Raw genomic sequence first — 17548 nt, 5'->3', positions numbered from 1 at the left:
CCACATGACCGATCATCAGGCTCACACGTCCCTCCGTCCGTTGCTGCGCCGTCCCGAGGACGGGGAACTCATCGACGTCGCCGGTGTCGCGCACTTCTTCCGGCTCACCGGCGAACACACGGGCGGGCACTTCGCCTTCGAGGAGTTCAGCCTCGCCCCCGGCACCATCGGCGCCAGGCCACACGTGCACGACGGGCACGACGAGTACTTCTACGTCCTGGAGGGCGAGTTGACGCTCCACACCGGCGACGGCGAGGTGACGGCCGGCCCCGGACACCTGCTCGCCGCCACCCGTGGCACCCCGCACGGTTTCCGCAACGCCGGCCCGGTCCCGGCACGCGCACTGTGTCTCTACACCCCGGCCGGCTACGAGAACTACTTCCGCGACGTGCACGCCGCCGTGAGCGCCGGGGCCGAGGCGACCGACGAACTGCTGGCCGAGTTCCGCAGCCGCTATCGCACCCGGTCACACTGACGCTCACGACTGCCGGGCCACCGCCGCCAGCCGCGTCGGTGGCAGGTACTCGCGCACATACGTCCGCTCCCAGCACGCGCCCGACTCCCGCAGCTCGCGCCAGGTGGTGTAGCGGTAGCGGAAGAGGCGGGCCCGGACGTAGCGGGGCGGGGTGTCCGGCGGGAAGGGGGAGCGGCGCAGCAGGCGCAGGGTGTCGCGGTCGTTCTCCAGCAGGCGTTCCACCAGAGCGCCGAACCAGTCGCCGGCATAGCCCGGGGACAGCGCCGCGAACCACATCAGCCAGTCCAGGCGCAGATGGTACGGGGCGAACTGGCGCGGCCAGTGCCGGGTGTCCCCGGGCTTGCCCCGGAACTCGTACTCCCGCCAGTCCGAGTCCTCGCGCGGTACGGCGTCCAGCGTGCCCTCGACCACCACCTCGTAGCGGACCCGGCCGACACTGCCGAACGCGCCGTAGGTGTTCACCAGGTGCAGCGGGTCGAAGGAGCGGTTCATGACCTGGCGGCGGGAGATCATGTTGACCACCGGGTGATAGCTCAGGAAGAGCAGCAGCGCGGCGACCGCGAGCACCAGCACCTCGTACCACAGCGGCGCCGACGGCACGGAGGGGGCGGACCCGGGAATCCGCAGCGCGGACAGGGCCAGCACGATGGTGATCCAGTTCAGCCAGGAGAAGTTGCCGGACAGCACCAGCCACAGCTGGGTGACGATCATCAGGGCGGCGGCGGCCGAGGCGATCGGCTGCGGGGTGAACAGCAGCACCGGCACGCCCAGTTGGGTGACGTGGTTCGCGGCCACCTCCACCCGGTGCACCCGCTTCGGCAGGTGGTGGAAGAACCAGCTCAGCGGGCCCGGCATCGGCTGGGTCTCGTGGTGGTAGTCCAGGCAGGTCAGCTTCCGCCAGCACGCGTCGCCCCGCATCTTGATCAGCCCGGCGCCGAACTCCACCCGGAACAGGATCCAGCGCAGCAGGAACAGCACCACGACCGGGGGCGCCACCTCGCCGTTGCCCAGGAACGCGGCCAGGAACCCCGTCTCCAGCAGCAGTGACTCCCAGCCGAACGCGTACCAGGTCTGGCCCACGTTGACGATCGACAGATACAGCGCCCACGGCACCAGCCACAGCAGGATCCCGGCCCACAGCGGCAGCAGCGAGTCCGCGCCGGTGAGCAGGGCCGCCGACACCGCGGCGCCGCTCCAGGCGCAGCCCGCGAAGAAGCCGTCGGAGTAGTGCAGGTGGAACAGGCTCGGGGCCCGTTTGAAGGGGATCCGGGCCACGAAGCGGGGGATCGGCAGCATGCCGCGTTCGCCCAGCAGGGCGCGGAACTGCAGCGCGGCGGTCAGGAACGCGACCAGGTACACGGCGGCCAGGGCCCGCTGGAAGACCAGCCGGCTCAGCCAGTAGCCGTCAGCGGTGAACCAGTTCACGACCGTGCGCACCCTTCGTCGCGGCTACACCGCCGGTGTCGCCCTCATCATGACCTTCCCCGAGTTGCCAGCCAAGCGGGCGCGATGCACACGAGGGGCGGAAGTCACCCACAGTGATGCGGAGTCTACGGTGCGGATGCCCCCGGGTTCGTCGCCACCGCACCGGGCCAGTACGGCGGCACCGCGGGCGTCGCCGGCCGTGGCGCCGGGCGGCAGCCCGGTACCTGAAGGCGGGCCCGGCCCGGAGTCCCCCCCGCGAGCGGCCTGCCCCGCTGCGCTCCGGCGCCCGTGACAGCGCCCAGTCCGCCACCGGATCACACCGCGGGCACCGTACCGCCGTACGGCGCCTGCCCCGTCCGCCGGGGGAGCGGGCCGGGATCCTCGCCGGCCGCGACCGCCAGTCCGCCGGCAGCCCTCCCCCGACGGCACCGGACCCGTTCGCCGGGGGGACCAACTCGCCCCCGGTACGACCGTCCCGTCCGACGCCCTCCCCGGCCCGCTGTTCGATACCGGCCCGCTCGACGATGCCGGCCCGCCGGGCTTCTCCGACCTGCCCGGCACCCCCGCGGACCTCCCCCGACGGCCGAGCCCGCCCGCACCCGTCGCGCCCCCCGGAACCCAGCGGACGATCAGGTCGAAGAATCGCACGAATCCTGGCAAGGTGGCCCCATGGCAGAGCGGGGAGCGAGTGCCGTGTCACTGTCCGAGGACTGGCCCGCCCACCCGGATCCGATCCTGGCCCTCAACCGCATGGGCACGTTCGACTGGGACCTGGTCACGGGTCTGTTCCACATGGACGCCCAGGCGTACGAGGTGTTCGACCTGCTGCCCGAGGAGTACGACGGGCGCCCCGAGTCGCTGGCCGTCCGGGTGCCGCCGCCCGAGGCGGCCCGGCTGGACGCGGCGGTGGCGCGGGCCATCAAGGAGGGCAGCGAGAACTACGGGGCCTACTTCCGCATCCGCCGCCGTGACGGCACCCCGCGCTGGACCCACACCCAGGGCTACATCCGCCGCGACGACACCGGCCGCCCGCGCCGGGTCGTCGGCATCGTCCGCGACGCCACCGAGGAACTCGCCGAGAGCGCGGAGCGCAGTCTGCGGGCCGCCCAGGACGAGGCGTTCCGCCAGCAGACGAACGTCGTCCAGGCCGTCTCGGCCGCCCTCGCCCACGCCCGCAGCGTCCACGACGTCATCGACGCCCTCAAGAGCACCCACGGCATCCGTCACCTCGGCGCGGCCAGCCTGGTGATGGGGCTGGTGGAAGCCGGGCGCATCCTGCTCGTCGCCGAGGGGCCCGCCGGTGCCTCCGTCCCCGGCACCCAGATCACCCGGATCGACGAGCCGTACCCGATGAGCGAGGTCGTCCGCACGCTCCTGCCGCGGTTCATCGAGTCCCCGGAGGAGTTCGCCCAGGGCTACCCGATCCTGTGGCCGCACCTCACCGACCTGCACGTCACCTCGGCCGCCTATCTGCCGCTGATCGCCCAGGCCCGCCCGATCGGCGCGATGGGGCTGCTCTACAGCGACCGGCGCGGCTTCTCCACCGAGGAACGCGCCGTCCTGGTCGCGCTCGGCTCCAGCATCGCGCAGAGCCTGCAGCGGGCCATGCTCTACGAGCAGGAGAAGGACGTCGCCGAGGGCCTCCAGCAGGCCATGCTGCCCCGCACCATCCCCAGCGTCCGCGGCGCCGACATAGCCGTCCGCTACCGCGCCGGCACCGCCGCGGGCACCCTCGGCCGGGACATCGGCGGGGACTGGTACGACCTGATCCCGCTGCCCGGCGGCCGGGTCGGGGCGGTCATCGGCGACGTACAGGGCCACGACACGCACGCCGCGGCCGTCATGGGCCAGCTGCGGATCGTGCTGCGCGCCTACGCCGCCGAGGGACACCCGCCGGCCACCGTGATGGCCCGTGCCTCGGTCTTCCTCCACGAACTCGACACCGACCGCTTCGCCACCTGCCTGTACGCCGAGGCCGACCTGTCCACCGGCGTCATGCAGGCGGTCCGCGCCGGGCACATCGACCCGCTGATCCGGCAGCTCGACGGGACCTGCCGCCGGGTCCCGGTCGAGGGCGGGCTGCCGCTCGGTCTGTCCGCCGAGTTCGGCCGCCTCGAGTACCCCGTCTCCACCCTCGAACTCGACCCCGGCCACACCCTGCTGCTGTGTACCGACGGGCTCGTCGAACAGCCCGGCGCCGACCTCGACGACGGCATGCGCCGCCTGACGGCACTGGTCGCGGACGGCCCCGAGGACGTGCGGGCGCTCGCCGACCGGCTGATCCAGCTGGCCGAGGAGCGCGGCGGCGACGACGACGTGGCGCTGCTCCTGCTGCGCCGGCGTGTCCCGGAGGCCCCGCGGGCGGGCGGCCGGCTCCAGCAGCATGTGGCCCCCGGCGATCCGGAGGCGCTGACCCAGGCCCGGCATCTGATCCGGGCCGCGGTCCGCTCCTGGGGACACCGTGACCGCGCCGACGAGATCGAGCTGGTCGCCGACGAACTGATCACCAACGCGCTGATGCACACCGAGGGCTCCGCGATCGTGACGCTGCGGGCACTCGGCGACGGGGTCCGCAGGCTGCGCATCGAGGTCGAGGACTCCTCCAGTGCCCTGCCGCGCCGCCGTGAGGCGGGGGAGGAGGGCGTCTCCGGCCGGGGCCTGCTCCTCGTGGAAAGCCTCGCCGACGAGTGGGGCGTGGAGGCACGCGGCGGCGGCAAGGCGGTGTGGTGCGAGTTCCGGCGCAGTGCCTGAGCGGCGTTGTCCGTACCGGATGGCACTCTGGACGTATGCCGGAACTGCCCGAGGTAGAAGCGCTCAGGGACTTCCTCACCGAGCACCTGGTCGGCCGCCGGGTGGCGCGGGTGCTGCCGGTCGCCGTCAGCGTCCTGAAGACGTACGACCCTCCGGTCACCGCACTCGAGGGTGGTGAGGTGACGGCCGTGCGCCGGTACGGCAAGTTCCTGGACCTGGCCGCGGACAGCGGCCTGCACCTGGTGACCCACCTGGCCCGGGCCGGCTGGCTGCAGTGGAAGGACCGGCTGCCGGACGGCCCGCCCAGGCCGGGCAAGGGCCCCCTCGCGCTGCGCGTGGCGCTGGAGACCGGCGAGGGATTCGACCTCACCGAGGCCGGCACCCAGAAACGCCTCGCGGTGTACGTCGTCCGTGATCCGCAGCAGGTCGAGGGCATCGCCCGGCTCGGCCCCGATCCGCTGGCCGCCGACTTCGACGAGGACCGCTTCGCCGCTCTGCTGGCGGACGAGAGACGTCAGCTGAAGGGCGCCCTGCGCGACCAGTCCCTGATCGCGGGCGTCGGCAACGCCTACAGCGACGAGATCCTGCACGCGGCGAAGATGTCCCCGTTCAAGCTGGCGGCCTCCCTGACCCCCGAGGAGACCCGACGCCTCTACGAGGCGCTGCGCGGCACGCTCACCGAGGCGGTCGAGCGCTCCCGGGGCATGGCCGCCGGACGGCTGAAGGCCGAGAAGAAGAGCGGACTGCGCGTCCACGGCCGCACCGGCGAGGCGTGCCCGGTGTGCGGTGACACCATCCGTGACGTCTCCTTCAGCGACTCCTCGCTGCAGTACTGCCCCACCTGCCAGACGGGCGGCAAGCCCCTGGCGGACCGCAGACTGTCCCGGCTCCTGAAATGAGTGCCGCGGGTGTCCCCGAGGCGACCGTGACGAACGTGACTACGGTGCCTGGACGGACACCAGAGGCTGTCCGTCCTCGGTGCGCACGTCGTAGCGGGCGATCTGGTCGGGGTGCATCGTGGAGGCCCCGAGCGCGGTGAAGGTGCCGGTGTCGTGGCCGGGCTCCATCCAGGTGCCGGCGACCTGCTCGGTGCCGTCGCGGCCCACGACGACGAGCCGGCAGGCATGGGGGCCGGTGCCGTCCTTCACCCGCAGCAGCAGCCGGCTGCCCGTGTCCCCGTCGTCGGCCGTGACCTCGGCCCACACCCCGGTTCTCGGATCGGTCGCCGCGGTGACGTGGGCGGCCGGCGCCTCGTGCCCGGCGAAGGCCGTGATCCCCGAACCGGCCACCGCCAGCACCACGGAGGCGGCCAGGCCGTACAGAAAGCGCCGGCGGTGCGCCCGCCGCCGGTGGGCGACCTCGCCGAGCAGCCGGTCGAGCAGCCGGGGACCGGGCTGTGTCATGGGGTGCACAAAGCGCGGCGTGGCCCGGCGGTAGAGCATCAACTGCCGTGTGGCCGGACCGAATTCGGTCATCTGTGCCGCGCACTGAGGGCACTCCATGAGGTGGTCCTCGAAGCGGAATGCCTCCGCCTCGTTCAGCACGCCGAGCGCGTACGCGCCGACGTCGCGATGCCTTTCCAGGGACCTCATGCCGAATCCTCGTGCCGATGGGTGGGGGTGGGGTTACTCCGTGCACCCATCCGTACGCAGCCGACAGTCGAATCACTCAAGCCATCCGCAGAATCCCGGACAGGAGATTCGGAGCCGCGCGGCCCGCGGATTGGTCCGATCGCGGAAAACTTCGCGGCGGCCCGGACCGGATGATCGCAACAGGGGGGTCAGAACAGATGGATCGCGAGGTGCCCGAGGGGCAGCCCGAGCCGCCAGGCCGGTGTCCACACCTTCGGCCCGTCGTCCTCGTCGGCCACCGCCCCGCCGCCCGGCACCGCGTCGAGGTCCGGCGCGAGCAGCTCGGTCTCCTCCAGCCAGCGCCAGGCGTCCGCCGCGAGGGCCAGGTCGGGAGACCGGGTGCCGGCGCGCTCGGCCCGCTCGGTCAGCTCGGCCATGCGCTCGCGCACCCAGTCCTGCCACGGCTGGTCGTAGGCGGTCAGTGAGAGCCAGTTCTCCAGCTGGGAGATCACCCGGATGCCGGACAGCTCCCCGTCGGTGTCGGACAGGAAGACGGTGAGCGCCAGCGCGTCCCGGCCGGCCCGGAACTCGAAGGACGTCGGCGGCATCAGGTCGCCGGTGCGCAGCAGTTCGTCGGCGATGTACTCGGCGTACAACCAGGCCATGGGGACGGCCAGTTCACCGCCGTCGGTGCCGTCGGTGCTCTCGTGCCCTCTGTGCAGCATCCCTTCCCGCCCTTCCTCCGGTGCGTGCGCGTCGCCGGAGCCCGTCGGGCCGCAGCCCGCCGCCCGGAAACGCGGATGAGGACAGCCCATTGCCCGAACGGGGGCCACAGCAAGGCGCTTTACGAGAGCTTTGCTCTGTTGCCGGTTTCAGTGCAGGTCGGCCGCATAATCCGGAAGGACCCGGCGCAGCGCGCGCAGCGCGTAGTACGCGCGCGACTTCACGGTACCGGGTGGGACGCCCAGGGTCTGCGCCGCTTCCGCCACACTGGCCCCGAGGAAGTACACGAGTACCAGTACGTCACGGTGTTCCGGCGTGAGTGTCTTCACAGCCCGGCGGACATCGAGCGTCGCGGCGGCCCGCTCGGCGGGATCGGCGGTCACCCGTGCGTTCTCCGGGACCTCGGCGCCGGTCTCCGGGGGCCGCGCCTGCCGGGCCCGCCGGGCGTCGATCGCGAGCCGCCGGGCGACCGTCAGCAGCCAGGGCCGTACGGAGTCGAAGTCCGCGGCGTGCAGCGCCTCCGGGTGCTGCCAGGCGCGCACCAGGGTCTCCTGGGCGAGATCCTCGGCCCGCTGCCGGTCGCCGTCGCACAGCCTGAGCAGCAGGGCGAAGAGCGGGCCGCCGTGCTCGCGCTTCAGCGCGGCCAGTTCGTGCTCGGCGGTCGTCGCCCTGGGGGTCGGTGCCGCCGTCCCGCGGATGAGTGAGGTTCCGGCCGTCATGGCCGTATGGCAGCACAGGACACGGCCCGGGGACAGGGTGCGCGCACGGCTCTGCGACGGACGGTCGATCGCGTCGGCGAACGGTCGGACGAACGGTCCGGCACAGCACCGAACGGGCTAATGACAGCGCTTGGGTCGTTTATCCGGCGAGCCAGATTCGTACCCATATGCCCGACACGGCATTGTCGGTAAATACGACATTCCAGGGGTGAGCTGATGTTCGGACGCAGACAACAGGTGGCCCTGGCGATCACCGCCGTCCTGGCGGTCGCGGCCGCCTGCCAGAACCATGACCGGCAGGAGGCCGCGGGCGCGGGCCCGTCCGGGGCCGCCGCCGGCTTCACCCTCGTCGCCTCCGGTGACGTCCTGCCGCACACGTCGGTCCTGGACCGGGCGGCCCACGACTCCGGCGACGACGGCTTCGACTTCCGGCCCATGCTCTCGGGCGTCGAACCGGTCGTCTCCCGCGCCGACCTGGCGCTGTGTCACATGGAGACCGTCTACGGCGCCGAGGGCGAGTACTCCGGCTACCCCGCCTTCAGGACACCGCCGCAGATCGCCCAGGGCCTCGCCGCCACCGGCTACGACGGCTGTTCCACCGCCTCCAACCACTCCCTGGACGACGGCGCCGACGGTATCCGCCGCACCCTGGACGCCATGGACGAGGCCGGCCTCCGGCACGCCGGCACCGCCCGCTCCGAGGACGAGGCCCGCTCGGTCACGCTCCTCAAGGCCGGGCCGGCCAAGGTCGCCCACCTGGCGTACACCTTCGGCACCAACGGCATCCCGCTGCCCGCCGGCCGGTCCTGGGCCGTGAACCTCATCGACGAGCAGCGGATGATCGCCGACGCCCGCGCCGCCCGGCAGGCCGGCGCCGACGTGGTCGTCCTCTCCGTGCACTGGGGCACGGAATGGCAGGACGCACCGGACCGGCTGCAGCTCGCGCTCGCCCGCCGGCTCACCGCCTCCACCACCGGCGGCCGGCCGGACATCGACCTGATCCTCGGCACCCACGCCCACGTCCCGCAGGCGTACGAGAAGGTCAACGGCACCTGGGTGATCTACGGCATGGGCCAGCAGATCGCCGGCGAGATGTACAACGGCAAGGGCGCCCGGGACCCGCGCGGCAACGAGTCCACGATCGGCCGGTTCACCTTCGCCCCGCCCGCCCGAGAGGGCACCCGCTGGCAGGTCACCAAGGCCGAGTTCATCCCGCAGCTGTACGACCTCACCACCGGCCGCGTACTGGACCTCAACCGGGCCGTCGCCGACGGCACCGAGCCGGCCGGGGTGCGCGACCGCATCCGGGACGTGGTGCTCAGCCGCGGAGCCGCCAAGGACGGCCTGGTCATGGGGGAGTGATCAGCCGGTGCTCACCCGGCGGGCTGGTGCGGGGCCAGCGCCGAACGCCGGTAGGAGTAGCCGAAGTAGACCACGCAGCCGATCACGAACCACACCGCGAACCGCACCCAGGTCTGCCACTGCAGGAACGTGATCAGCCAGACCGAGAACACCACGCCCAGCGCGGGCACCACCGGCATCCCGGGCGTACGGAAGGCGCGCGGCAGCTCCGGCTGCCGGTAGCGCAGCACGATCACCGCCGTGCACACCACCACGAACGCCAGCAGGATGCCGATGTTGGTCAGCTCGGCGGCCTCCGCGATCGGCGTGAACCCGGCGATGAGGGCCGACGCCACCCCGACGATCCACGTCACGCGCGTCGGCACGTGCCGCGTGGGGTGCGTCTTCGCGAACCACCGCGGCAGCAGCCCGTCGCGGGACATCGAGAACCACACCCGGGTCACACCGAGCATGAACGTGAACATCACGGTGAGGATGCCGATGATCGCGCCGACCGCGATCACGTCCGCGAGCGAGCTCAGGCCCACCGACTTGAACGCGGTCGAGAAGCCGCTCCTCTTGTCGATGTGCTTGTAGTTCTGCATGCCGGTCAGCACCAGACAGGCCAGCACGTACAGCACCATGGAGACCGCCAGCGAGTAGATGATCGCCTTGGGCATGTGGCGCTGGGCGTCCTTGGACTCCTCGGCGGCCGTCGACATGGCGTCGTAGCCGAAGACCGCGAAGAACACCGTGGCCGCACCGGTGAACGCCCCGCCGATCCCGTAGGGGAAGAACGGGTGGTAGTTCGCGGTGGTGATGTGGAAGAAGCCGACCGCGATCACCACCAGCACGACCAGGACCTTGATCGCCACCACGAATGTGTCGACGCGGGCCGCGCTGCGGATGCCCAGGTTGAGCAGCCACGCGATGAACAGGCACAGCACGGCCGCGAACAGATCGAACCGGTGCCCCGCGCCGGTCCCGGGCGCGCCCAGCATCCACGCCGGGAGATGGGCGCCCATGTCACTGATGAGGAAGCTGAAGTAGCCCGAGATGCCGATCGCCACCACCGCCACGATCGCGGTGTACTCCAGCAGCAGGTCCCAGCCGATGAACCAGCCCGCGAACTCGCCGAGCACGGCGTAGCCGTAGGTGTACGCCGATCCCGCCTTCGGGATCAGCCCGGCGAACTCGGCGTACGACAGCGCCGCACAGGCGCTCGCCACACCGGCGATCAGGAACGCCACCAGCACCGCGGGCCCGGCCGTGCCGTTGGCCACCGTGCCGGCCAGCGTGAAGATGCCGGCGCCGATGATGCCGCCGACCCCGATCGCGGTGAGCTGCCACAGCCCGAGCGTCCGGTCCAGCGGGGCGCCCTCGCCGACTTCGGTCTCCTCGATGTGCTCGATGGGTTTGCGGCGGAGAATCCCCTCACCCGCGCGGAGCCTGGCCATGTGCCTCACCTCTTCGCCGACGGCAACGGCTGACGGCGGATCATGATGGCTCAGGGACGCCCCGCAGGGAAGACGCCACGCACGGCCCGGGCCGGTGTCCGGATGCGGGAGGCGGCCGGGCCGGCCGCCGGGCGGCGAGACGGGCGCGCGGGGCGGCGATCGACGGACGTGTGCCGGCCGCGCTCCGGACCAGGGAGTGGGGGAGACCGGCGTCGGGTCGACGAGCGGGATACGCCGCGGATCACCCCCGGCCGGCCGCACCAGCCGGATCCGCTCGGCGGCGGCGGAGGCGGCGTGCGGGGCGCAGTCCGCGACCGCGCCGAGCGGCGGCTCCCTGCGCGAGCCGGGGCCGACCGAGCCGATGGCCGGTCCGAACCCGGCGGCGAGGGCCATGCGGCAGGCGGCCCACTCGGCGCCCTGAAGCTGCCCCGCCATTCCGATTCCGGGGCCGGCCGGCGCGCGTGCCGCGGCCCACAAGCCCACACGGCGGCCACTCGCACAGCAGCGCGAGTCCAGGGCCCGCGTCCCGCGGCCTGCGCGCCCGGCGGCCCACATGACCTTCGACGCGGCCTCCGCCGCTTCCCCGAAAGAAACTACGCCACCCGCGCTGCCGGCCACCCCGCTGCTGCGGCGCCCTACGGCACGACCGTCACCGGCCAGCGCCCCGCCTTCACCAGCCGCACCGCCACCGAGCCGATGATCCGGTGGCCGGCCTGCTCCGAGGCGCCCACGACCACCGCGTCCGCCTTCAGCTCGTCGGCCGCCTTCACCAGCCCGCTGTAGGGATCGCCGCGGAAGGTGTGGAACTCCCAGCGCACCTCGAATATCCCCCTGACCCGCTCGGCCGCCTCCCGGATCTGCTGGATCAGGTCCTCGGCGATCTCGTCGGTCGTCTCCGCCACCGGCGCCCCGAGCGCCGCTCCGGCCGCGAGCACCGGCTGCACGTACACCACGGCCAGCAGCGCGTGCTGCCGCCGTGCGAGCCCGCCCGCGTACGCCGCCGCGCGCAGCGAGGAATCGGAGCCGTCCACCCCGACCACGATGACCTTCGGCCCGTCGGTACCCCGCTCGAACCGGTGCGGGGGTGTGTGCCGCTCGTGCTGTTCCGTCACGCTGCGAGGCTATCGGAACGACCGGTTCCCGCTGGGCCACGGGGCTGCTGCGGGAGCTGTACCGTGCCGCCCGGGCACGGATGCGCCTCGTGCGCGGTGTCGCAGCTGTGCGGTGCCGGCCCGGGCACCCTCGCGCCGTGCGCGGCCCCGCGGCACTTCCCCGGCCCCGTCGCGACGCCTGCGGTGCCGGGCCCCGGATCCCTCTCGACGGGCGAGCCGCGCGCCCCCTTCCTACAGTCGGAACCATGACCGCCAGCGCGGAGCCCCTCGCACCAAGGGACCCCACGGCCCCGGTACGCCCGCCCGCCGGCGGGCGCCTCGGCTGGGTGCCCGAGGCCTTCGGGACACTCTTCGCCGTGCTCGGCCTGCTGTGCGCCGTGCTCGCGCTCATCGAGCCGCTGCGCCGGCTGCTCCGCCCGGTCGCCCACGCCCTCGACCTGCTGCTGGTGCCCATCAGCGCCAACCTGGCCTACGCCGTCTTCCTGTTCCTGCTGGCCGCCGCCACCGCCGCCCGCAAGAAGGTCGCCTGGTGGCTGGTCGTCGTCTACCTCGGCCTGCTCGTCCTCACCGGCGTGCTCGGCGTGGCCCTCGGCATGTACGCCGAATCGCTGCCTTCCCTGGTCCTGTGCGCCCTGCTGCTGCTCCTGCTCGTCCTGGCCCGCGGGGAGTTCTACGCCGCCTCGCGCCGCGCCGCTCTGTGGCGGGCCCTCGGCGTGCTGCTGGCCGGGCTCGCCGTGGCGATCCTGCTCGGCTGGGGCCTGGTCCTGCTGTTCCCCGGCTCGCTGCCGGCGAGCCAGCACCTGGCCTGGGCGGCCGACCGGGTGTGCGGCGGACTGGTCTCGAACAGCTCCTTCGCCGGCCGCCCGCCCCGCAAGGTCACCTTTGTGCTCGGCCTGCTCGGCGCCCTCGCCCTGCTGAACGCCGCCGCCACGCTGTTCCGCTCCCAGCGCCTGGAAGCCGCCCTGCACGACGACGAGGAGGCCCGCATCCGGGCGCTGCTCAGGGCCTACGGCGACCGGGACTCCCTCGGCTACTTCGCCACCCGCCGCGACAAGGCCGTCGTCTTCTCGCCCAGCGGCAAGGCCGCCGTCACCTACCGCGTCGAGGCCGGCGTCTGCCTCGCCAGCGGCGACCCGGTCGGCGATCCCGAGGCCTGGCCGCACGCCATCGCCGCCTGGCTGGACGTGGCCCGCCGCTACGCCTGGGCACCCGCCGTGATGGGCGCCTCCGAGGACGGCGCCCGTGCCTACGCCCGCGCCGGACTCGGCGCTCTCCAACTCGGTGACGAGGCGATCGTGCAGGTGGCCGCCTTCGATCTGAACGGCCGTGACATGCGGGTCACCCGGCAGGCCGTGCACCGGGTCCGCCGCACCGGCGCCACCTGCCGCATCCGCCGCCACGCCACCCTCACCGAACGGGAGATGGAGGAGATCGTCGACAAGGCCGACGCCTGGCGTGACACCGAGACCGAGCGCGGCTTCTCCATGGCCCTGGACCGGCTCGGCGACCCCGCCGACGGCGCCTGCCTGCTCGTGGAGGCCCTCGGTGACGACGGCCGGCTCCTCGCCCTGCTCTCCTTCGTCCCCTGGGGCCGCGACGGCATGTCCCTGGACCTGATGCGCCGTGACCGCGCCGCGCCCAACGGAGTCATGGAGTTCATGGTCGCCGAACTGTGCGCCGGCGCCCCCAAGCTGGGCGTGCACCGGATCTCGCTGAACTTCGCCGTCTTCCGGTCCGTCTTCGAGGAGGGCGCCCGTATCGGCGCCGGACCCGTCCTCAGGCTCTGGCGCCGCCTGCTGCTGTTCTTCTCCCGCTGGTGGCAGCTGGAGGCCCTGTACCGCTCCAACGCCAAATACCACCCCGAGTGGTACCCGCGGTTCATCTGCTACGGCGAGACCGCCTCCCTCGCCCGCATCGGGGTCGCCTCGGGCATCGCCGAAGGCTTCGTCTCCGTACCGTCGTTGCGCAAACTCTGGGGGAAGGGGCACCCGAAGACCGGGCAGCGGCCCGCCACCACCCACGGGCTGCCGCCCCTGACGGCGCTCGGCCTCGACGGAGGGGACCAGGCCGGGTCCGCCGCCCCGGACGCGGGCCTGCCCGACCAGGTCCGCGTCCGGCACCACAAGCTCGACCGGCTGCGCGCGGCCGGCACCGACCCCTACCCGGTCGGCGTCCCCGCCCCCACCCACGCCCTCGCCGACGTGCCCCCCGGCGAGGACGTCACCGTGGCCGGACGGCTCATGCTGGTCCGGGACTTCGGCGGCATCGTGTTCGCCGTGCTGCGGGACTGGTCCGGCGACCACCAGATCGCTCTCACCCGCACCGCCTCCGGCACCGCCCTCGACCGTTTCACCGCCGGCACCGACATCGGCGACCACATCACCGCCACCGGCCGCGCCGGCCTCAGTGACAAGGGCGAACCCACCGTCTTCGTCACCTCCTGGCAGCTCACCGGCAAATGCCTGCGCCCGCTGCCCGACAAACGCCGCGGCCTCACCGACCCCGAGGCCCGGGTCCGCCGCCGCTACCTCGACCTCGCGACCAGTCCCGCCGCCCGCACCGTGATCCGGGCCCGCTCCGCCGCCGTGCAGGCGCTGCGCCAGGGCCTGCTGGACCGCGGCTACGTGGAGGTCGAGACCCCGATGCTCCAGCAGATCCACGGCGGCGCCAACGCCCGCCCGTTCACCACCCACATCAACGCCTACGACCTCGACCTGTACCTGCGCATCGCCCCCGAGCTGTATCTGAAGCGGCTGTGCGTCGGCGGCCTGGAGAGGGTCTTCGAACTGGGCCGCACCTTCCGCAACGAGGGCGTCTCCTACAAGCACAACCCCGAGTTCACGATGCTGGAGGCCTACCAGGCCTACGCCGACTACGACGTGATGCTGGACCTCACCCGCGAGCTGATCCAGGGCGCGGCGACCGCCGCCTTCGGCTCCCCGGTGGCCCGCAGGGACGGGCAGGAGTACGACATCTCCGGGCCATGGCCGGTGAGGACGGTCTACGGCGCCCTCTCCGAGGTACTGGGCGAGGAGATCGGCCCCGGCTGCGAACTGCTGCGGCTGCACCGGCTGTGCGACCGTGCCGGGGTGCCGTACACCGCCGACGACGGGCCAGGGGACATCGTCCTGGAGATGTACGAGCGGCTCGTCGAGGAGCGCACCCGACTGCCCACGTTCTACAAGGACTTCCCGACCGGCGTCTCCCCCCTGACCCGGCAGCACCGCACCGACCCGCGGCTCGCCGAGCGCTGGGACCTGGTCGCCTTCGGTACCGAACTCGGCACCGCCTACAGTGAGTTGACCGACCCGGTCGAACAGCGCAGGCGGCTCACCGAGCAGTCGCTGCTGGCCGCCGGCGGTGACCCGGAGGCCATGGAGCTGGACGAGGACTTCCTGCAGGCCCTCGAGTACGCGATGCCCCCGACCGGCGGCCTCGGCATCGGCGTGGACCGGCTGGTGATGTTCCTCACCGGCCTCACGATCCGGGAGACCCTGCCGTTCCCGCTGGTGCGCCGCCGCTGACGCCCGGGCCCGGGGCGGTCGTCCGGTCGGCGCCCCGGGGCAGGGTGAGCAGCGCGACCGCCGCGGCGGTCAGACAGAGCGCCGTACCGAGCGCGAAGCGGTCGCGGACCCCGCCCGCGAGGAGCGCCCGGTACCGCGTGATCCCGTTGAGCGCCGCGGTCGTCGTGCCCCGCTCGGCGATGGTGACGATGCCGACGAACAGCGACGCGCCGAGCCCGGCGCCGAGCTGGCGGGACGCGTTCAGCCCCCGCGGCAGCGCACCGCTCCCGGACCGCGCGAAGCCCACCGGCAGTGCGAGCACACCGCAGCCGAAGGCGATCAGCAGCGGCGGCGGCAGCACGTCCGCGAAGTGGTACCCGACGCCCGTACGGCTGAGCAGGGCGGACTTGGCCGCCGCCACCCCGCAGGCGCGGCCACCGTGGCGCCGAGACCGACGCGGGAGGCGAGGCCGGGCAGCACCAGGCAGCCCGGTACGACCCCGGCGACGGCGGGCAGCAGAGTCCAGCCGATCTGCATCGGGGAGAGATCGCCGATGATCTGCAGCGCGCTGGTGAGGACGAGCACGGCACCGGACAGGACCGCCGTCAGCAGCGCCACCACCGTGTAGGCGCCGAACGCGGCCCGCTCCCGGTGCAGCCGGGCCGGCAGGCCTGGCACGCCCTCGCCCCGGCCCAACCAGCCCAGCCCGGACGGCACCAGCGCACCGGCCACGGCGATGACGATGACCGTGGTCGCGGACACGCTACGGTCCCCGAGCCAGTCGGCGAACCAGGCCAGCAGGCCCAGCGGCAGGACCGCCGGCGCGGCATTGCCCAGCCGGCGGCCCCGGGCCGCCGGCTCGGGCGCGGACTCGGCCAGCACCAGCGGAACCAGCAGCAGGAGCAGCCCCGCGGCGGCCTGCACTCAGAAGAGCGTCTTCTCCGTCTCGGAGGCGTCCAGCAGCATGGTGGCGGGCAGCAGCACCGCCGGGGTGGCACAGGCGACGACCGCGAAGTGCGCGTTCAGCGCCCGGTCCCGGTCCCGGCCCTCCGCATGCGTGGCATCGATCAGGGCCAGGGCGCCGGCCGTGATCGCCGCCGCCGCGATGTGCCCTGCACCGCCCGCGAGGCCATCAGCACCGTGGCGTCGGAGAACACCGCGGGCGCGGCGGCGCAGACGCCCGACAGCGCGAGCCCGCCCATCAGCACCCGGCGCTGTCCGAACGCCGCGCCGAGAGCCCCGGCGAACACCGGCAGCGCGGCTAAGCACACGCCGTACGCGGACAACAGCCAGGTCATCCCGGCGACGGTCAGCCCCCGGTCGCGAGCGAGCAGCGGCCAGCTCACCGCGAAGGCCGTCGTGTCGAAGACGACCAGGACCTGGGCGACGGCCAGCAGCACCACCGCGAGAGCGCCGCGCGGTATGCCGCCCGATCCCGTGTTCCTTGCCCCGTGTGCGGCCGTCTCGGCTCGACCCCCGTGTCTTTCCCGGCAGTTGCTGCGCAGTGACTGACGACGAGAAGCGCGCCCGGCGGGCCACCACCGCCCCTCGCGGTCCGCCGTCCGGGTGCATTCCCGCCGCCGCACCGGTGCCGTTGCGGTGCGCCGGAGTCCGGCGGGGCGACTGATGAGTCATGCAGAATGATCAGTTCTTCACGCGGCGCCGGATGCTCCTCGCCGGCGCCGCGGCGCTGGGGGCCGCGGGTACTGCCGGAGCCTTCCTGGCGAGCGGCGCCGGGGAGAGTGCCGGGACCGCCGCCGCTCCCGTTGCCGGCCCGCAGGCCCGCCAGGCGCTCAAGTCGTCCGCCTTCCGTCTCCAGCCGCTCACCGGTGACGGACCGCCACGCGCCGCGCCACGCGAACTGAAGACCCGTAAGGAGCCCATCCTGCGGATCTCCGGGCGCGGCCGGCACATGATGCTGACCTTCGACGACGGCCCCAACCCGGAGTACACCCCGCACATCCTGGACACCCTCGCCAAGTACGACGTGCGGGCGATGTTCTTCGTGTGCGGCGAGTGCGTCGTCCAGTACCGGGAACTGGTCGCCCGGATGGCCGAGGAAGGCCATGTCGTCGGCAACCACACCTGGACGCACCCGCTGCTGACGACGCTCAGGCGCAAGGAGATCCGGTCCGAGATGGAGCGCACGAGCGACATCATCGAGGACACCTACGGCGAGCGCCCGCAGTGGTTCCGCGCGCCCTACGGCGCCTGGAACCGGGCCGCGTTCCAGCTGGGCGCCGAGATGGGCATGGAGCCGATGGCCTGGACGGTCGACACCACCGACTGGGAGACGCCCGGTACCGGCGTCATCATCGACCGGGTCGAGAAAGGCGCCGCCCCCGGCGTCGTGGTGCTCTCCCACGACGCCGGAGGCGATCGCTCGCAGACCGTCCGCGCGATCCGTGAATGGCTGCCCTATCTCCTCGACTCCGGATATCACCTCACCGTGCCGCGCAGACGCGTGTGAG

15 protein-coding genes are annotated in these 17548 nt (G+C 72.9%); 6 read left to right on the top strand and 9 right to left on the bottom strand.

Going from position 1 to position 17548, the window contains the following annotated elements:
- Nucleotides 1–4: 4 nt before the first annotated feature.
- Nucleotides 5–475: a cupin domain-containing protein gene (locus ACZ7GZ_RS07155; RefSeq protein WP_471021655.1), complete on the top strand. Its 471-nt coding sequence runs from the start codon at nucleotides 5–7 to the stop codon at nucleotides 473–475.
- Between the two features lie 3 nt (nucleotides 476–478).
- Here the strand turns inward: ACZ7GZ_RS07155 and ACZ7GZ_RS07150 are convergent, their stop codons facing one another.
- Nucleotides 479–1900, bottom strand: coding sequence for a lipase maturation factor family protein (locus ACZ7GZ_RS07150; protein ID WP_471021654.1), 1422 nt, complete (start codon nucleotides 1898–1900; stop codon nucleotides 479–481).
- 669 nt (nucleotides 1901–2569) lie between these two features.
- Here ACZ7GZ_RS07150 and ACZ7GZ_RS07145 point away from each other — a divergent pair.
- The gene (locus ACZ7GZ_RS07145) at nucleotides 2570–4651 is read left to right on the top strand and encodes a SpoIIE family protein phosphatase (RefSeq protein ID WP_471021653.1); all 2082 of its coding nucleotides are present in this window, start codon (nucleotides 2570–2572) and stop codon (nucleotides 4649–4651) included.
- 35 nt (nucleotides 4652–4686) lie between these two features.
- Nucleotides 4687–5550 carry an Fpg/Nei family DNA glycosylase gene (locus tag ACZ7GZ_RS07140; RefSeq protein ID WP_471021652.1) on the top strand — a complete coding sequence of 288 codons (864 nt, stop codon included), beginning with the start codon at nucleotides 4687–4689 and terminating at the stop codon, nucleotides 5548–5550.
- Nucleotides 5551–5589: 39 nt separating this feature from the next.
- Here the strand turns inward: ACZ7GZ_RS07140 and ACZ7GZ_RS07135 are convergent, their stop codons facing one another.
- The 3 genes from ACZ7GZ_RS07135 to ACZ7GZ_RS07125 all read right to left on the bottom strand — a co-directional run bounded on the left by ACZ7GZ_RS07135 (nucleotide 5590) and on the right by ACZ7GZ_RS07125 (nucleotide 7664).
- Nucleotides 5590–6243, bottom strand: a complete 654-nt coding sequence (locus ACZ7GZ_RS07135) for a zf-HC2 domain-containing protein (protein WP_471021651.1) — start codon at nucleotides 6241–6243, stop codon at nucleotides 5590–5592.
- A gap of 188 nt (nucleotides 6244–6431) precedes the next feature.
- A complete protein-coding gene (locus tag ACZ7GZ_RS07130; RefSeq protein WP_471021649.1) occupies nucleotides 6432–6947 on the bottom strand; it encodes a hypothetical protein in 516 nt (171 codons plus the stop codon).
- Nucleotides 6948–7094: 147 nt separating this feature from the next.
- Nucleotides 7095–7664 carry a sigma-70 family RNA polymerase sigma factor gene (locus tag ACZ7GZ_RS07125; RefSeq protein ID WP_471021647.1) on the bottom strand — a complete coding sequence of 190 codons (570 nt, stop codon included), beginning with the start codon at nucleotides 7662–7664 and terminating at the stop codon, nucleotides 7095–7097.
- Nucleotides 7665–7880: 216 nt separating this feature from the next.
- On the opposite strand from ACZ7GZ_RS07125, the gene ACZ7GZ_RS07120 reads away from it, so the two are divergent.
- Nucleotides 7881–9026, top strand: a complete 1146-nt coding sequence (locus ACZ7GZ_RS07120) for a CapA family protein (RefSeq protein ID WP_471021646.1) — start codon at nucleotides 7881–7883, stop codon at nucleotides 9024–9026.
- 11 nt (nucleotides 9027–9037) lie between these two features.
- On the opposite strand, the gene ACZ7GZ_RS07115 is transcribed toward ACZ7GZ_RS07120, so the two are convergent.
- Both ACZ7GZ_RS07115 and ACZ7GZ_RS07110 read right to left on the bottom strand, forming a co-directional pair.
- A complete protein-coding gene (locus ACZ7GZ_RS07115) occupies nucleotides 9038–10462 on the bottom strand; it encodes an amino acid permease (protein WP_471021751.1) in 1425 nt (474 codons plus the stop codon).
- 635 nt (nucleotides 10463–11097) lie between these two features.
- Complete coding sequence (locus ACZ7GZ_RS07110) at nucleotides 11098–11574, bottom strand: universal stress protein (protein ID WP_471021645.1); 477 nt, start codon at nucleotides 11572–11574, stop codon at nucleotides 11098–11100.
- A 245-nt stretch (nucleotides 11575–11819) separates the two neighbouring features.
- Here ACZ7GZ_RS07110 and lysX point away from each other — a divergent pair, with 245 nt between their 5' ends.
- Nucleotides 11820–15098, top strand: coding sequence for a bifunctional lysylphosphatidylglycerol synthetase/lysine--tRNA ligase LysX (gene lysX / locus ACZ7GZ_RS07105; RefSeq protein WP_471021643.1), 3279 nt, complete (start codon nucleotides 11820–11822; stop codon nucleotides 15096–15098).
- Here the strand turns inward: lysX and ACZ7GZ_RS07100 are convergent.
- The 3 genes from ACZ7GZ_RS07100 to ACZ7GZ_RS07090 all read right to left on the bottom strand — a co-directional run bounded on the left by ACZ7GZ_RS07100 (nucleotide 15052) and on the right by ACZ7GZ_RS07090 (nucleotide 16480).
- Nucleotides 15052–15438, bottom strand: coding sequence for a hypothetical protein (locus ACZ7GZ_RS07100; protein ID WP_471021641.1), 387 nt, complete (start codon nucleotides 15436–15438; stop codon nucleotides 15052–15054). The two genes, lysX and ACZ7GZ_RS07100, sit on opposite strands and share 47 nt — an antisense overlap.
- Nucleotides 15417–16001: a hypothetical protein gene (locus ACZ7GZ_RS07095; protein WP_471021638.1), complete on the bottom strand. Its 585-nt coding sequence runs from the start codon at nucleotides 15999–16001 to the stop codon at nucleotides 15417–15419. The genes ACZ7GZ_RS07100 and ACZ7GZ_RS07095 overlap by 22 nt, the downstream gene beginning before the upstream one ends.
- A 143-nt stretch (nucleotides 16002–16144) precedes the next feature.
- Entirely contained in the window at nucleotides 16145–16480 is a 336-nt protein-coding gene (locus ACZ7GZ_RS07090) for an MFS transporter (protein ID WP_471021637.1), read from the bottom strand.
- Nucleotides 16481–16710: 230 nt separating this feature from the next.
- Between ACZ7GZ_RS07090 and ACZ7GZ_RS07085 the strand changes: the two genes are divergently transcribed.
- Entirely contained in the window at nucleotides 16711–17547 is an 837-nt protein-coding gene (locus ACZ7GZ_RS07085) for a polysaccharide deacetylase family protein (protein ID WP_471021636.1), read from the top strand.
- Nucleotide 17548: the final 1 nt, after the last annotated feature.

This window comes from Streptomyces sp. NPDC037288, assembly GCF_055603265.1.
This window is presented reverse-complemented; position numbering and strand designations above follow the sequence as displayed.

Bases quoted from the DNA above. Each gene is read 5' to 3' on its own strand.
- ACZ7GZ_RS07155 (WP_471021655.1), top strand. From the start codon at position 5: ATGACCGATCATCAGGCTCACACGTCCCTCCGTCCGTTGCTGCGCCGT.
- ACZ7GZ_RS07145 (WP_471021653.1), top strand. From the start codon at position 2,570: ATGGCAGAGCGGGGAGCGAGTGCCGTGTCACTGTCCGAGGACTGGCCC.
- ACZ7GZ_RS07140 (WP_471021652.1), top strand. From the start codon at position 4,687: ATGCCGGAACTGCCCGAGGTAGAAGCGCTCAGGGACTTCCTCACCGAG.
- ACZ7GZ_RS07135 (WP_471021651.1), bottom strand. From the start codon at position 6,243: ATGAGGTCCCTGGAAAGGCATCGCGACGTCGGCGCGTACGCGCTCGGC.
- ACZ7GZ_RS07130 (WP_471021649.1), bottom strand. From the start codon at position 6,947: ATGCTGCACAGAGGGCACGAGAGCACCGACGGCACCGACGGCGGTGAA.
- ACZ7GZ_RS07125 (WP_471021647.1), bottom strand. From the start codon at position 7,664: ATGACGGCCGGAACCTCACTCATCCGCGGGACGGCGGCACCGACCCCC.
- ACZ7GZ_RS07120 (WP_471021646.1), top strand. From the start codon at position 7,881: ATGTTCGGACGCAGACAACAGGTGGCCCTGGCGATCACCGCCGTCCTG.
- ACZ7GZ_RS07115 (WP_471021751.1), bottom strand. From the start codon at position 10,462: ATGGCCAGGCTCCGCGCGGGTGAGGGGATTCTCCGCCGCAAACCCATC.
- lysX (WP_471021643.1), top strand. From the start codon at position 11,820: ATGACCGCCAGCGCGGAGCCCCTCGCACCAAGGGACCCCACGGCCCCG.
- ACZ7GZ_RS07085 (WP_471021636.1), top strand. From the start codon at position 16,711: ATGCAGAATGATCAGTTCTTCACGCGGCGCCGGATGCTCCTCGCCGGC.